The organism is Pseudescherichia sp., assembly GCF_031987975.1.
In the GTDB taxonomy this organism is placed as follows: Bacteria; Pseudomonadota; Gammaproteobacteria; order Enterobacterales; family Enterobacteriaceae; genus Pseudescherichia.
Map to the genome: position 1 here is coordinate 242,890 of NZ_DALZYX010000004.1, position 13,470 is coordinate 256,359.

The window sequence follows — 13,470 nt, forward strand, 5'->3', positions numbered from 1 at the left end:
TCGTATTAAAGCTTTAAACCAGCCTGACGCCAAATCTGCGCCAGCGTACCCGTTTTTATGTCTTTTCGCGGATGCGGAACCGTCACAATTCCGGTACGCGTTGGATGACAAAACTGATGATGGCTCCCTCTGACTCTGACCAACATCCAGCCATGTCTTTTCAAAATTGTCATGACATCCTGGCTCTTCACATCCCTATCCTTCACTGGATTATACACATCATACACACGGTTAATGGCTACAGGATCACAATAACGCATGACAGAAATGGAAGCTGTCAGAGGATTTTCAGGTTGGAAAGCAGTACGAAAAGAAACGATGCAAAGAGTAATGCATGGCATTTAATTGCGTGCGGTCTGGCAAAGAGAAGTAGGCCGGGCAAGCTTGCGCCGCCCGGCTATAGGTAAGGCCTCAGAACAGCCCGAGCGGTTTATTCGAGTAGCTCACCAGCAGGCACTTGGTCTGCTGGTAGTGATCCAGCATCATCTTATGGGTTTCGCGCCCGATGCCGGACTGCTTATAGCCGCCGAACGCCGCGTGAGCAGGATAGGCGTGGTAGCAGTTGGTCCACACGCGTCCCGCCTGGATACCGCGCCCCATCTTATAGGCCAGGCTGCCGTTACGGCTCCAGACGCCCGCCCCCAGCCCGTACTGGGTATCGTTAGCCAGCTCCAGCGCCTCTTCCACCGTTTTAAAGGTGGTTACGGCAAGCACCGGGCCAAAGATCTCCTCCTGGAAGACGCGCATATTGTTCTGCCCGAAAAGAATGGTAGGCTCAAGGTAATAGCCCTCTTTCAGCTCCCCCTCAAGCTGCTTGCGCCGCCCGCCGGTGAGCACGTCCGCCCCCTCGTTTTTACCGATGTCGATATAGTTGAGGATGGTCTCCAGCTGCCCCTGGGAGACCTGCGCTCCCATCTGGGTAACGGTATCCAGCGGGTTGCCGCTGCGAATGCTCTCTACCCGACGGATGGCACGCTCCATAAAGCGCTCATAGATTGACTCCTGCACCAGCGCCCGGCTCGGACAGGTACAGACCTCGCCCTGGTTAAAGGCAAACAGGGCAAAGCCCTCCAGCGCCTTATCAAAGAAGGCATCCTCTTCATCCATCACGTCGGCGAAGAAGATGTTCGGCGATTTGCCGCCCAGCTCGAGGGTGACCGGAATAATGTTCTGGGTCGCGTACTGCATAATCTGCTGACCCACTTCGGTGGAGCCGGTAAAGGCCACCTTGGCGATGCGCTTTGAAGTGGCAAGATACTCACCAATCTCGCCTCCCGCGCCGTTAACGACGTTCACTACCCCCGGCGGCAGCAGATCGCCCACAATCTCCATCAGCAGCAGCACGGAGAGCGGCGTCAGGCGCGCGGGTTTTAAGACAATGCAGTTCCCGGCTGCAAGCGCAGGGGCCATTTTCCAGCTCGCCATCAGCAGCGGGAAGTTCCACGGAATAATCTGCCCAACCACGCCCAGAGGCTCGCGGAAGTGGTAGGCCACCGTCTCGCTGTCTACCTCGCTGATGCCGCCCTCCTGGGCGCGAATACAGGAGGCAAAATAGCGGAAATGGTCAATCGCCAGCGGCACGTCGGCTCCGCTGGTTTCGCGGATCGGCTTGCCGTTATCCCAGGTCTCGGCGGTCGCCAGCAGCTCCAGGTTCTGCTCCATGCGATCGGCTATCTTCAGCAATATGGCCGCCCGGTCCTGCACGGAGGTATGCGCCCACTTATCTTTCGCCTTATGGGCAGCGTCCAGCGCTAAATCGATATCACGCTTGCTGGAACTGGCAATTTCGCACAGCGGCTGGCCGGTAACCGGGGTCAGGTTCTGGTAATACTCGCCGTCGGCGGGTGGAACCCAGTCGCCGCCGATAAAGTTTTCATAACGCGCTTTTAAGGTAAGAGGATAACCGTATTCGCCAGGCTGGATGCGGTTGCCGGGGGGATTATGTGTCATGGCCGTCTCCTTGCAGGGGTGTCCTTCAAGGGTAGACGCGGCGGTTAAAAAAGCAGCGGGAAGATCGCCGCTTTTCGACGCTGTTCACGTATTACCTTACTTTACATTCTCCCGCCAGGCCTGAGCCATAATTAAGCGTAAGGAACCGGAAAAGGGAAATACCTATGCACTACTTTATTGGTTTTGATGTTGGGGGAACCCACATTAAGCATGGCCTAATCGACGAGCATGGTGAAGAGCACTCTTCGGAGGAGTTTGACACGCCCGAGGACGAAGAGTCGTTTAAAAAAGCGTGGAAAGAGGTAGTCGAAACCTATCAGAAGGATCACGAGATTGCCGGTATCGGCGTCAGTTTTCCCGGCCATATCAATGTGCATACCGGCAAAGCGAAGAAAGCGGGCGCGCTGGACTTTATGGACGGCACAAATCTGCACGATCTCTTCACCACCCTCACGCATCTGCCGGTAGTCGTGGAAAACGATGCCAACTGCGCGGCGCTGGGTGAGCGCTGGCGCGGTGCCGGACAGGAGTTTGAGAACTTTGTCTGCATCACCGTGGGCACCGGCATTGGTGGTGGGATTATTGTAAACGGCGAGCTGTTCCGCGGCGTACACTTCCACGCCGGTGAGTTTGGCGTGATCCCGGTCGGCAATAAAGGCGAATGTATGCACGAGGTCGCCTCCGGCAGCGGTCTGATGAAGGCCTGTCGCCAGGCGCTGGCGGTCTCCGCCGACGAGATGCCGCACGGTAAAGAGCTATTCGAGCGGATGGACAGCGACGTCCATCTGCGCGAGGCCATTAACGAGTGGGCGCTGTTCCTGGCGCGCGGCGTCTATAGCGTCATCTCCATGTTCGACCCCGAGGCGGTGCTGATTGGCGGCGGGATAAGCGAGCAGGAGAAAGTTTACCAGCTGCTCGATCGCCACCTGGAGACCTTTGAGATGTGGGAGGCGCTGCGCGTGCCGATCCACCCCTGCAAGCTGGGTAACCAGGCAGGCAGATTAGGGGCAGTATGGCTGGCGAAGCAGAAAATCGCGCCCGATGAATAGGGCGCGACAGGGTTAAGCCTGCGGTTCGGCCGGGAACAGCAGGGCGTCGCGCAGCAGGTGATCGTTGCCGCGTCGGCGGGTAAAGCCGATGCGGTCAAAATATTCGAGGATCTGGATTGCCAGCTTGCGTCCGACATTGAGCCGATCGCGGAAATCGGCGGCACAGGTCGATCCGCGCTCGCCGTCCAGCTCACGGATCAGATTCGCAAAGGCCACGATACGATCGTTGCGGTAGTAGCGATCCTTTACGATCGCCGTGATCAGTCCTTGCTGAGCCGCCTGGTGCAGAACGCTGCGCATGACCTGCTCATCTGCCCCCACTTCGCGCGCCAGATCGCGCACCCACCACGGCTCGTCGCCAAACAGCGTGGCGGCTTGCTGCCAGATCGCCTCCTGCTCAGAGGTAAAGCCCGCTTTATGATCCGGCAGGTGCAGCCAGCCGTGATGGCTATGGATATCGCCTCTCTCCCGCATCCGCTCGATCAGCGTCAACACCAGCGCCTCGCTCTCCATCGGCAGAGCCATACGCCGCAGACGTTCGCGCCCTGGCCCTGGCTCGTCGCGGTGCTGCGCATGGTAGGTCGTCAGCGTATCGAGGATCTTGCGCTGCCAGCGGGCGGCCACTTCTGCGCTGATCAGGCTATCTCCGGCCTGGATCAGCTGCGGGCTCTCGGTCAGTGCCGTCATCCCCTGGGCGTTAAGCTGCCTTGCCCATGCAAACGACGGCAGATCTACCGCTCCGCGCGTCAGGTGCACCGCCAACGCTCCAGCATCGTCATGGGTGTCCGCCAGCGCGGCAAGCCATGCCAGATATTCTGCCTTACGTTTGCCCCGACGCGGTGGATTGAGCGTAACCACGCGCGCTCCGGCCAGCGTGGCGCGGGCAGAGATATCGCGCAGCACCAGCCGATCGTTATCTGCCAGCCACAGCGGCGTATCCAGCACCAGCTCGGCAAGATTATTCTCCAGCAGCGAGACGCGGCCCGTGACGTGGCTGGCGGCATGGTGAACGTGCAGCGGCTGCCACTGGGTCAACGGCGCATGGGTATGCAGCGCTACGATCAGCCGCGTAACAGGTTCGGGTGGGGCATCGGACAGCAGCCAGTCGCCGCGGCTAATAGCCTCTTTTTCCGCGTCGCCCGCAATATTCAGGGCGATGCGCTGCCCGGCATGAGCCTGCTCTACCGGTTGGTTTTGCGCATGAAGACCGCGCACGCGCATTGGCCTGTTTACCCCGGTGAGCCACAGGGTATCGCCTACCTTGACGTTGCCGGAGAGCGCCGTGCCGGTCACCACCAGCCCTGCGCCCTTGACGCTAAATGCGCGATCGATAGCGAGGCGGAAACGGTGCTCAGCCGTCTGCTCGCGCTCGGGCAATGCCAGCAGGTGCTCGCGCAATGCTTCAATGCCCACTCCCTGCGTCGCGGCGGTAGTAAACAGTGTCGCCTGCGGGTAGCCATACTCTGCCAGCTCGCTGCGTACCTCGCCCTCCACCTCAGCTATCCGCGCCTCGTCCACGCGATCGGCTTTGGTCAGCGCCACGGTCAGCGCCGGGTTACCGGTGAGCTGTAAAATCGCCAGATGTTCACGGGTCTGGGCCATTACGCCGTCATCGCAGGCGACCACCAGCAGCGCACCGTCGATGCCGCCGACGCCCGCCAGCATATTGGCGAGAAACTTCTCATGGCCCGGCACGTCGATAAACCCCGGCACGCGTCCGTTTGGCTGCGGCCAGTAGGCGTAGCCGAGGTCAATGGTCATGCCACGCTTCTTCTCTTCCGGCAGCCGATCGGCATTGATGCCGGTGAGGGCCTCCAGCAGCGTGGTTTTGCCGTGGTCAACGTGCCCGGCGGTTGCAATAATCATTTCAATAACCTGTTCAAAAAGCGGGACTCATCGTCAAGGCAGCGCAGATCCAGCCACAGACGACCCTCAGAGATGCGGCCAATGACCGGCTGCGGCAGAGCGCGCCACTGGGCTGCCAACGCCTCAAGACGACTGCCGCGTCCGTCGCGCGGGGTAAAGGTCAGCGCCGCGCTGGGTAGCCTGTCGACCGGTAGCGAGCCGCTGCCGATTTGTGACTGGCAGGCTTCAACCTGAATTAAAAATTCTGTATAGCGGCTCTCCAGAGCGGGCTGAAGCCGCTCGGCCTGCTGGCGGATATCGTCCGCGCTGCGGGTCAGCAGGCGCAGGGTCGGCAGCCGTTCGGCCAGCTTCTCTGGGTGCAGATAGAGCCTGAGCGTCGCCTCCAGCGCGGCGAGGGTCATCTTATCCACCCGCAGAGCGCGCTTAAGCGGGTGCTGCTGGAGCTTCGCAATCAGCTCGCGCTTGCCGATGATTATCCCCGCCTGCGGGCCACCGGGCAGCTTATCTCCGGAGAAGCTCACCAGGCTGACGCCTGCGGCAATCATCTCCTGCGGCATTGGCTCTTTCGGCAGCCCGTACTGGCTGAGATCGATCAGCGAGCCGCTACCCAGATCGGCCACCACCGGTACGTCCAGCGGCAGGCCGATCTGCACCAGCTCCGCCTCCTCCACCGCTTTGGTAAAGCCGGTGACGGCATAGTTGCTGGTATGCACCTTCATCAGCAGCGCCGTATTTTCGCCTATTGCGTCGCGGTAATCTTTGGCATGGGTGCGGTTGGTGGTGCCTACCTCGTGCAGAATGCAGCCCGCCTGGCGCATCACGTCCGGAATACGGAACGCGCCGCCAATTTCCACCAGCTCGCCACGCGATACCACCACCTCTTTGCCGTTCGCCAGCGCGGCCAGCATCAGCAGCACCGCCGCCGCGTTGTTATTAACGATGCAGGCATCCTCCGCACCGGTCAGGCGGCAGAGCAGATCCGCCACGCCGCGATCGCGATGGCCGCGCCCGGCCTCGTCGAGGGCATACTCCAGCGTCACCGGGGTACGCATCGCCTCGGCGACCGCGTCGATAGCGGTTTCTGCCTGGAGGGCGCGTCCAAGGTTGGTATGTAGCACCGTGCCGGTCAGGTTGAACACTGGCCGCAAAGCGCGAGTTTCATGCTGCGTCAGACGACTCTGCGTTGCCGCCGCCCAGTCCGCGCTCCACTCCGGCAAAGCCTGAGTTTCACGCACCGCGAGACGCGCCTCATCCTGAAGCTGGCGCAGGGTATCTACGACGCGGCGGTGACCAAAGGTATCGACTAAGACAACGAAGGCGTCGGCGTGCAACAGACGATCGGTTGCCGGGATCTGGCTGAAAAGTGAACGTTGTTCAAGGGTCATGACAAAGCCTGCAGTAGATTACCCCTCCCGCCGGAGAGGATTCGACGTGAAGGGGGATTGTACAGCGTACCGGCGCAGGCTGTCAGTATGATGGGCTATGACTTTGGCGGTTCGGTGCGGGCAAAGCTTTCTCGCTGGAACAGGGTCTCTACCAGCTTCACCAGCTGCGGCCTGTCCACGCACCAGCCGGGCGAGACGCGGCGGAAGTTGATATAGCCGATAGCGCAGGCTACAGCGATGGTGGCAACGTTGAGGGCATCCGGCTGAATATCGCCCTCGCTGACGTGCTTTTCCAGCCTATCCAGCGCCCGGCTGATTTTCTCCCGCTGGCGAAGCAGCTCGGTCTCCGACTGCTGGGCAGCAGGACGGGCCTGCTCGCGCACGGAAACCAGCGCGGCGTCCATTACCCCATCGGCCAGAGCCTCTATCTGGCGCAGCTTCAGGGCCGCCTTTGGCTCCTGCGGCAGCATAGCGGGCGCAACGTCCAGCAGCTCCAGATAAGCAGCGATAATTGGCGAGTCGTACCAGACCTCACCCTCGTCGGTGACCAGCGCCGGCACTTTTCCCAGCGGGTTGTAGTGCGCAACGCCGTTTTCGCCGTTGTAGGGGAACTCATTTACAAATTCAAAGGTAATCCCCTTCTCCAGCAGGATAACGGAGATTTTGCGTACGTAGGGGCTGGTATAGCTGCCGATAAGTTTCATTGCATGATCCTGTCTGCCCAGAAAAAGTAATTATGGATCAGCGATGAAAAAAAGGCAGGTGATGCGTGGCGCATTCCTGCCTTTTGGGATTAATGGTCAAGATAGAGGTAGTGCATCCAGCTGGTCATCCGCAGCAGCACTTTGCGCATTACCGAGACGTGGTGAAAGTGATCGGAGTAGACCGCGACCTGGGCATAGATGCCGTCTGGCAGAGCATCCACCTCGGCGTTCGGCTCCAACTCAATCGTACCCAGCACGCCATCGGTGCCGGGCACTACCGTCAGCGACTGTAAGGCGCCCTGTGCCTGATAGGAGCCGCCCGGTACGACGGGCAGGATAGTGGTCAGCTTGCCCTTAAACACCTGCCCAGGCAGGGCGTTGAAAACCACCTCCGCTTCATCGCCAGGCTCAAGGCGCAGCAGGGAGTTCTGGCGGAACTGCGCCACAATCTGCCGCTTCTGCTGGGGAATAAAGACCATCACCGGACGTAGGGGCAGCGCGGCGGCGTAAGTCCCTGGGCGGATCAGCACCTGGGTAACGTAACCATCGCTGGGAGCGCGGATCACCGTCTGCTCAAGGTTGTATTTCGCCTCCGTCAGCTGCGCCCGCAGGCTAACGATCTGCGACTGCTCGCCGTTGACCATGCTGTCCAGTTGGCTCTGGATCTGCACCTGGTCGGCCACAGAGGTTTTTACCATTGCATCCTGGGCCAGGTAGTTCTGCCGCGCGTTGTCGATATCGCTTTCAGAGAATGGGTTCACCCGCGCCCGGCTGCCGCGCAGGTAGCGTTGATAATCTTTATAGAGGCGATCGCGCTCGGCCGAGACGCGTACGGTATTAGCCTGGGCACCCGCCAGCTGTGCTTTGAGAACGTGAATATTGTGCGTCGCTGTGACCAGGTCGGCGCTCAGCCTGTCCACTCGCGCCTGATACCTTACCGGATCGAGTTTAAAGAGCACGTCGCCCTTTCTAATCAGCTGATTTGATTTGTCCGTCACCTCGCTGACGACGCCAGTAACCTGCGGCGTGATGGGAATTGAGATCACCGCCTTCTGTGCGGTAAAGGTATAGGGGTGGTTGTAATTCATGAGCAAAATCAGGGCACTGACGAGAAATATGCCCCCCAGCGCCGCCGTGGAGAGCGTCCACTGGTTAACTGGAATGCGGAATATTTTAAAGATAGCCCAGGCCAGAGCGACATAGGTTAAGACGATCAGCAGATCCATACGCTATTCTCCCGCTCGCGATTGCATTCTCTTCAGCTCTCTCTCAAGCGCCTCGACACGCTGCTGTAGCTGTAGCTCGCTGCCGCCGTTAAGGTGGGACTGCATCCCCCACCCGCGTTCGGGGCGGTAGAGGGTGGCCCAGATCCAGAGAAACGGCCACAGTACGTGCAGGGTAAAGAGGCTCACCCAGCCTGCAATATGAATCGCATCGGCATGGGGATGATTACGGGCTTTGGCAATACGGTAGGGAATATCGTGAATAATGATGATGCCGTAGAAGAGCACCAGGAAGACGAAAATCAAAATGCCGAGCGCAAAGTAATTCAGGAACATAGTGTGAACCTCGAATTTCTGCTTTCATCATTAAGATCCGCTCCGACAGCCTGACAGTAGCGGTTATTTTTTTCGAACATATCTGGCTATTGACCGTAGGGCCATATCACTAAAGCATGATTGCATTTACCAGAGATGTTGCTGACTTACAGTATTGCTCAAAAGCGCAATAAGATGTTGCTGTCGCTCACGTTAAGAAAAGTCCTGGTAGAAATTTCTTGTGATGTAAGTCACAAATCAATAACAAAGTAACGATAGGAAAATGTGATTAACATCACATTAACAGCAGTATTGCGTCTTTTTTTTATCCATTGTTCTTTTTTTACACCTATGATTTGTGATCGTCATCACACCTAAATAGGGAGGAATCCCTATATTACCGTGATCTAAATCACACTAAATCGTGCCGTCTGGACAGTTCCCCGATTCAGTGCCAGATTCGCCACACAGAACATGGGTTCGGCTACCTCTGCCGCCTCGTTAACAAAAAAAGTTGGGCTTCCGCCCTGCGCGTAGCAAACATAAGAAGGGGTGTTTTATGTCATCCGATATCAAGATCAGAGTGCAAAGCTTTGGTCGTTTTCTCAGCAACATGGTAATGCCTAACATCGGCGCATTTATCGCCTGGGGTATTATCACCGCGTTGTTTATTCCAACAGGGTGGTTGCCTAACGAAACGCTGGCAAAACTTGTCGGCCCAATGATTACCTATTTGCTGCCGCTGCTGATCGGTTATACCGGTGGTCGCCTGGTAGGCGGCGATCGCGGCGGCGTGGTCGGTGCCATCACCACCATGGGCGTGATCGTCGGTGCGGATATGCCAATGTTCCTTGGCGCAATGATTGCCGGTCCGCTGGGCGGCTGGGCGATCAAACGCTTTGACGTCTGGGTTGATGGCAAGATCAAATCCGGCTTCGAAATGCTGGTGAACAACTTCTCCGCGGGCATCATCGGTATGATCCTCGCGATTCTGGCGTTCCTCGGCATTGGCCCGGCGGTAGAGGTGCTCTCTAAAGCCCTGGCTGCTGGCGTTAACTTCATGGTTGTCCATGACATGCTGCCGCTGGCCTCTATCTTTGTTGAACCGGCGAAAATCCTGTTCCTCAACAACGCCATTAACCACGGTATCTTCTCGCCGCTGGGTATCCAGCAGTCCCATGATATCGGCAAGTCTATCTTCTTCCTGATTGAAGCCAACCCGGGTCCGGGTATGGGCGTTCTGCTGGCGTACATGTTCTTTGGTCGCGGCAGTGCAAAACAGTCTGCGGGCGGCGCGGCTATCATCCACTTCCTGGGCGGTATCCACGAAATCTACTTCCCGTACGTGCTGATGAACCCGCGTCTGCTGATCGCCGTTATCCTCGGCGGTATGACCGGCGTGTTCACCCTGAGCGTGCTGAACGGTGGCCTGGTCTCCCCGGCTTCCCCTGGCTCTATCCTGGCCGTGCTGGCGATGACGCCGAAAGGTGCCTACTTCGCTAACATCGCCGCTATCGTCGCCGCGATGGCTGTCTCTTTCGTGATCTCCGCTATCCTGCTGAAAACCAGCAAGGTGAAAGAAGAGGACGATATCGAAGCGGCAACCCGCCGTATGCAGGACATGAAAGCCGAATCCAAAGGCGCAACCACTGCCGCTGCGGGAACGCCGCTGGCAGCGGGCGCGGTCTCTAACGACCTGAGCCACGTGCGTAAAATTATCGTAGCCTGCGACGCCGGGATGGGTTCAAGCGCCATGGGTGCAGGCGTGCTGCGTAAGAAAGTGCAGGATGCTGGCCTGACCAACATCTCCGTCACCAACAGCGCAATCAACAACCTGCCGGCAGACGTGGATGTGGTCATTACCCACCGCGACCTGACCGAGCGTGCGATGCGCCAGGTACCTCAGGCGCAGCACATTTCGCTGACTAACTTCCTCGACAGCGGACTCTATACCAACCTGACCGAGCGTCTGGTTGCGGCCCAGCGTCATACGGATAACGAAGCGAAAGTGCGCACCAGCCTGCAGGACAGCATTGACGAGAGCAACAGCCATCTGTTCAAGCTGGGCGCGGAAAACATCTTCCTGGGCCGCACCGCGAGCAACAAAGAAGAGGCGATTCGCTTTGCTGGTGAGCAGCTGGTGAAAGGCGGCTACGTGCAGCCGGAGTATATCGACGCCATGCTGGAGCGTGAAAAACTGACCCCGACCTATCTGGGTGAGTCCATCGCGGTTCCGCACGGTACGGTTGAAGCGAAAGACCGCGTGCTGAAAACCGGCGTCGTGTTCTGCCAGTATCCGCAGGGCGTGCGCTTCGGCGAAGAGGAAGATGACATTGCCCGTCTGGTCATCGGTATCGCCGCACGTAATAATGAGCACATTCAGGTGATTACCAGCCTGACCAACGCCCTGGACGACGAGTCCGTTATCGAGCGCCTGGCGCATACCGATAGCGTTGAAGAAGTGCTGGCGCTGCTGAACAAGTAAGCCCTCCTCCCTCTCCCTTTGCGGAGAGGGTTTGGGTGAGGTCAGAGCCTCACCCCAGCCCTCTCGGGTAAAAACATTAATGAAGGTTAATACTATGAAAGCATTACATTTTGGCGCAGGTAATATCGGACGTGGCTTCATCGGCAAACTGCTGGCTGACGCTGGAATTACGCTGACGTTCGCCGATGTGAATCAGACGGTGCTCAACGCCCTGAATGCCCGTCATAGCTACCAGGTTCATGTGGTGGGTGAAAACGAGCAGGTGGATACCGTCTCCGGCGTCAGTGCGGTGAGCAGCATTGGTGATGAGGTAGTCGATCTGATTGCTGAAGTCGCTCTCGTGACCACGGCGGTCGGCCCGGTTGTGCTGGAGCGCATCGCACCCGCCATTGCCAAAGGCCTGACAAAGCGTAAAGCTCAGGGCGTTGAGACGCCGCTGAATATCATCGCCTGTGAAAACATGGTGCGCGGTACAACCCAGCTGAAAGGCCACGTTCTGAATGCGCTGGCAGATGAGGACAAAGCCTGGGTTGAAGATCACGTCGGCTTCGTAGACTCAGCCGTAGACCGCATTGTTCCGCCGTCGGCCTCTGCCACCAACGATCCGCTGGAAGTCACCGTTGAGACCTTCAGCGAGTGGATTGTCGATAAGACCCAGTTCAAGGGCGCGCTGCCGAACATTCCAGGTATGGAACCTACAGATAATTTAATGGCCTTTGTGGAGCGTAAGCTCTTCACCCTGAACACCGGCCATGCTATAACCGCGTACCTTGGCCGCCAGGCGGGCCACCAGACCATTCGCGACGCCATTCTTGATGAGAAGATCCGCGCGGTGGTGAAAGGGGCCATGGAGGAGAGCGGCGCGGTGCTGATCAAGCGTTACCAGTTTGATGAAGCGAAGCATGCTGCCTATATCGAGAAGATCCTTGGTCGCTTTGAGAACCCGTACCTGAAGGATGACGTTGAGCGCGTAGGCCGTCAGCCGCTGCGTAAGCTGAGCAGCGGTGACCGTCTGATCAAGCCGCTGCTGGGCACCCTGGAGTATCGCCTGCCGCACGAGAACCTGGTAACAGGGATCGCCGCTGCCATGCACTACCGCAGCGAGCAGGATCCACAGGCGCTTGAGCTGGCCGCGCTGATTGATGAAAAAGGCCCGCAGGCTGCGCTGGCGCAGATCTCCGGTCTGGAGAGCACAAGCGACGTTGTCGCCGAAGCGGTCAACGTTTATAACGCTCAGGCATGATGCCCCACCCGGCGCGGAGCGACACTCCGCGCCCGAATATAAGATTGTCGGATATGCAGGCAATAATGGAAGAAACCCAGGCCTTTGAAAACCGTGTGCTTGAGCGTCTGAATGCTGGCAAAACCGTCCGAAGTTTCCTTATCGCCGCCGTGGAGCTACTCACCGAGGCGGTGAATATTCTGGTACTTCAGGTGTTCCGCAAAGACGACTATGCGGTGAAATACGCCGTGGAGCCGCTGCTGGAGGGCGATGGCCCGCTGGGCGATCTCTCCGTGCGCTTAAAGCTGATCTACGGCCTCGGCGTAATTAGTCGTCATGAGTATGAGGATGCGGAGCTGCTGATGGCTCTGCGTGAAGAGCTGAATCACGACGGCAACGAGTATGGCTTTACCGATGACGAGATCCTCGGTCCCTTTGGCGAGCTGCACTGCGTCTCTGCCCTGCCTCCTCTGCCCCAGTTTGATACCAGCGACGCCGATCTCTACGCCATGCAGAAGCAGCGCTACCAGCAGGTGGTGCGCTCCACGATGGTTCTCTCCCTGACCGGGCTGATCTCTCGCATCAGCCTGAAAAAAGCCTTTCAGAAGTAACGTTGCGCACATTAGTGTATCCTTTGCAGTAATTCCCCTGTTTTTAGAGTCATCCGTTATGAAAGAAATTGAAAAGAACGAAATTAAACGCCTGAGCGATCGCCTTGATGCCATCCGCCACCAGCAGGCTGCGCTGTCGCTGGTTGAGTCTGCTGAAAAGTACGCCGAGCTGGAAAAAGAGAAAGAGACGCTGGAAGCGGAGATTACTCGCCTGCGCGAAGTGCACGGCCAGAAGCTGAGCAAAGAGGCGCAGAAGCTGATGGATCTGCCTTTCCGCCGGGCGATTACCAAAAAAGAGCAGGCCGACATGGGCAAGCTGAAGAAGAGCACCCGTGGACTGGTGGTGGTGCACCCGATGACCGCCCTGGGCCGTGAGATGGGCCTGAAAGAGATGACCGGCTTCGCCAAGACTGAGTTCTGATGTTCTGCCGGGCGGCGTTACGCTTGCCCGGCAATACCCTCTAATTGGCCCTACCAATTCCTGAACCAACCGCCCTGCGCTTCACACTTCCACGATTTCCACCTACAAACCCATTGCTGAAACATAACATCTGATTAACCATTTGTTGTCATAAACCCTACACAACCCAATTGGCTGGACCACTTTTACACTAGCTGTGACGCAGAGATGAGCGCAGACTCACCGCCGATCGGCCAGAA

At 58.1% G+C, this 13,470-nt stretch carries 12 protein-coding genes; 5 read left to right on the forward strand and 7 right to left on the reverse strand.

All coding sequences use genetic code 11. The features are described 5' to 3' along the window. Positions 1–5: 5 nt before the first annotated feature. Positions 6–191: a type II toxin-antitoxin system HicA family toxin gene (locus RTN40_RS08880; protein ID WP_312228145.1), complete on the reverse strand. Its 186-nt coding sequence runs from the start codon at positions 189–191 to the stop codon at positions 6–8. A gap of 220 nt (positions 192–411) precedes the next feature. After that, a complete protein-coding gene (aldB, locus tag RTN40_RS08885) occupies positions 412–1,950 on the reverse strand; it encodes an aldehyde dehydrogenase AldB (RefSeq protein WP_312228146.1) in 1,539 nt (512 codons plus the stop codon). Positions 1,951–2,114: 164 nt separating this feature from the next. Between aldB and RTN40_RS08890 the strand changes: the two genes are divergently transcribed. Further along, positions 2,115–2,999 (forward strand): ROK family protein, encoded by an 885-nt coding sequence (locus tag RTN40_RS08890; RefSeq protein WP_312228147.1) that lies wholly within the window; start codon positions 2,115–2,117, stop codon positions 2,997–2,999. Between the two features lie 12 nt (positions 3,000–3,011). On the opposite strand, the gene selB is transcribed toward RTN40_RS08890, so the two are convergent. The 5 genes from selB to RTN40_RS08915 form a co-directional block, all read right to left on the reverse strand. After that, positions 3,012–4,865: a selenocysteine-specific translation elongation factor gene (gene selB, locus RTN40_RS08895; protein WP_312228148.1), complete on the reverse strand. Its 1,854-nt coding sequence runs from the start codon at positions 4,863–4,865 to the stop codon at positions 3,012–3,014. Further along, a complete protein-coding gene (gene selA / locus RTN40_RS08900) occupies positions 4,862–6,250 on the reverse strand; it encodes an L-seryl-tRNA(Sec) selenium transferase (RefSeq protein WP_312228149.1) in 1,389 nt (462 codons plus the stop codon). The genes selB and selA overlap by 4 nt, the downstream gene beginning before the upstream one ends. Positions 6,251–6,345: 95 nt before the next feature. Continuing rightward, a complete protein-coding gene (locus RTN40_RS08905) occupies positions 6,346–6,954 on the reverse strand; it encodes a glutathione S-transferase (protein ID WP_312211741.1) in 609 nt (202 codons plus the stop codon). 89 nt (positions 6,955–7,043) lie between these two features. After that, positions 7,044–8,180 carry an HlyD family secretion protein gene (locus RTN40_RS08910; protein ID WP_312228150.1) on the reverse strand — a complete coding sequence of 379 codons (1,137 nt, stop codon included), beginning with the start codon at positions 8,178–8,180 and terminating at the stop codon, positions 7,044–7,046. 3 nt (positions 8,181–8,183) lie between these two features. After that, positions 8,184–8,513 (reverse strand): DUF3302 domain-containing protein, encoded by a 330-nt coding sequence (locus RTN40_RS08915; RefSeq protein WP_312228151.1) that lies wholly within the window; start codon positions 8,511–8,513, stop codon positions 8,184–8,186. Positions 8,514–9,051: 538 nt separating this feature from the next. Here RTN40_RS08915 and RTN40_RS08920 point away from each other — a divergent pair. The 4 genes from RTN40_RS08920 to RTN40_RS08935 all read left to right on the forward strand — a co-directional run bounded on the left by RTN40_RS08920 (position 9,052) and on the right by RTN40_RS08935 (position 13,231). Further along, complete coding sequence (locus tag RTN40_RS08920) at positions 9,052–10,977, forward strand: PTS mannitol transporter subunit IICBA (RefSeq protein WP_312228152.1); 1,926 nt, start codon at positions 9,052–9,054, stop codon at positions 10,975–10,977. A 94-nt stretch (positions 10,978–11,071) separates the two neighbouring features. Further along, positions 11,072–12,220, forward strand: coding sequence for a mannitol-1-phosphate 5-dehydrogenase (gene mtlD / locus RTN40_RS08925; protein ID WP_312228153.1), 1,149 nt, complete (start codon positions 11,072–11,074; stop codon positions 12,218–12,220). Then, complete coding sequence (gene mtlR / locus RTN40_RS08930; RefSeq protein WP_312228268.1) at positions 12,220–12,810, forward strand: mannitol operon repressor MtlR; 591 nt, start codon at positions 12,220–12,222, stop codon at positions 12,808–12,810. Before mtlD ends, mtlR begins: the two co-directional genes overlap by 1 nt. Positions 12,811–12,868: 58 nt before the next feature. Then, positions 12,869–13,231 carry a YibL family ribosome-associated protein gene (locus RTN40_RS08935; RefSeq protein ID WP_312228154.1) on the forward strand — a complete coding sequence of 121 codons (363 nt, stop codon included), beginning with the start codon at positions 12,869–12,871 and terminating at the stop codon, positions 13,229–13,231. Positions 13,232–13,470: the final 239 nt, after the last annotated feature.

Coding starts and splice junctions, on each gene's coding strand:
- aldB (WP_312228146.1), bottom strand. CDS start 1,950: ATGACACATAATCCCCCCGGCAACCGCATCCAGCCTGGCGAATACGGT.
- RTN40_RS08890 (WP_312228147.1), top strand. CDS start 2,115: ATGCACTACTTTATTGGTTTTGATGTTGGGGGAACCCACATTAAGCAT.
- selB (WP_312228148.1), bottom strand. CDS start 4,865: ATGATTATTGCAACCGCCGGGCACGTTGACCACGGCAAAACCACGCTG.
- selA (WP_312228149.1), bottom strand. CDS start 6,250: ATGACCCTTGAACAACGTTCACTTTTCAGCCAGATCCCGGCAACCGAT.
- RTN40_RS08905 (WP_312211741.1), bottom strand. CDS start 6,954: ATGAAACTTATCGGCAGCTATACCAGCCCCTACGTACGCAAAATCTCC.
- RTN40_RS08910 (WP_312228150.1), bottom strand. CDS start 8,180: ATGGATCTGCTGATCGTCTTAACCTATGTCGCTCTGGCCTGGGCTATC.
- RTN40_RS08915 (WP_312228151.1), bottom strand. CDS start 8,513: ATGTTCCTGAATTACTTTGCGCTCGGCATTTTGATTTTCGTCTTCCTG.
- RTN40_RS08920 (WP_312228152.1), top strand. CDS start 9,052: ATGTCATCCGATATCAAGATCAGAGTGCAAAGCTTTGGTCGTTTTCTC.
- mtlD (WP_312228153.1), top strand. CDS start 11,072: ATGAAAGCATTACATTTTGGCGCAGGTAATATCGGACGTGGCTTCATC.
- mtlR (WP_312228268.1), top strand. CDS start 12,220: ATGCCCCACCCGGCGCGGAGCGACACTCCGCGCCCGAATATAAGATTG.
- RTN40_RS08935 (WP_312228154.1), top strand. CDS start 12,869: ATGAAAGAAATTGAAAAGAACGAAATTAAACGCCTGAGCGATCGCCTT.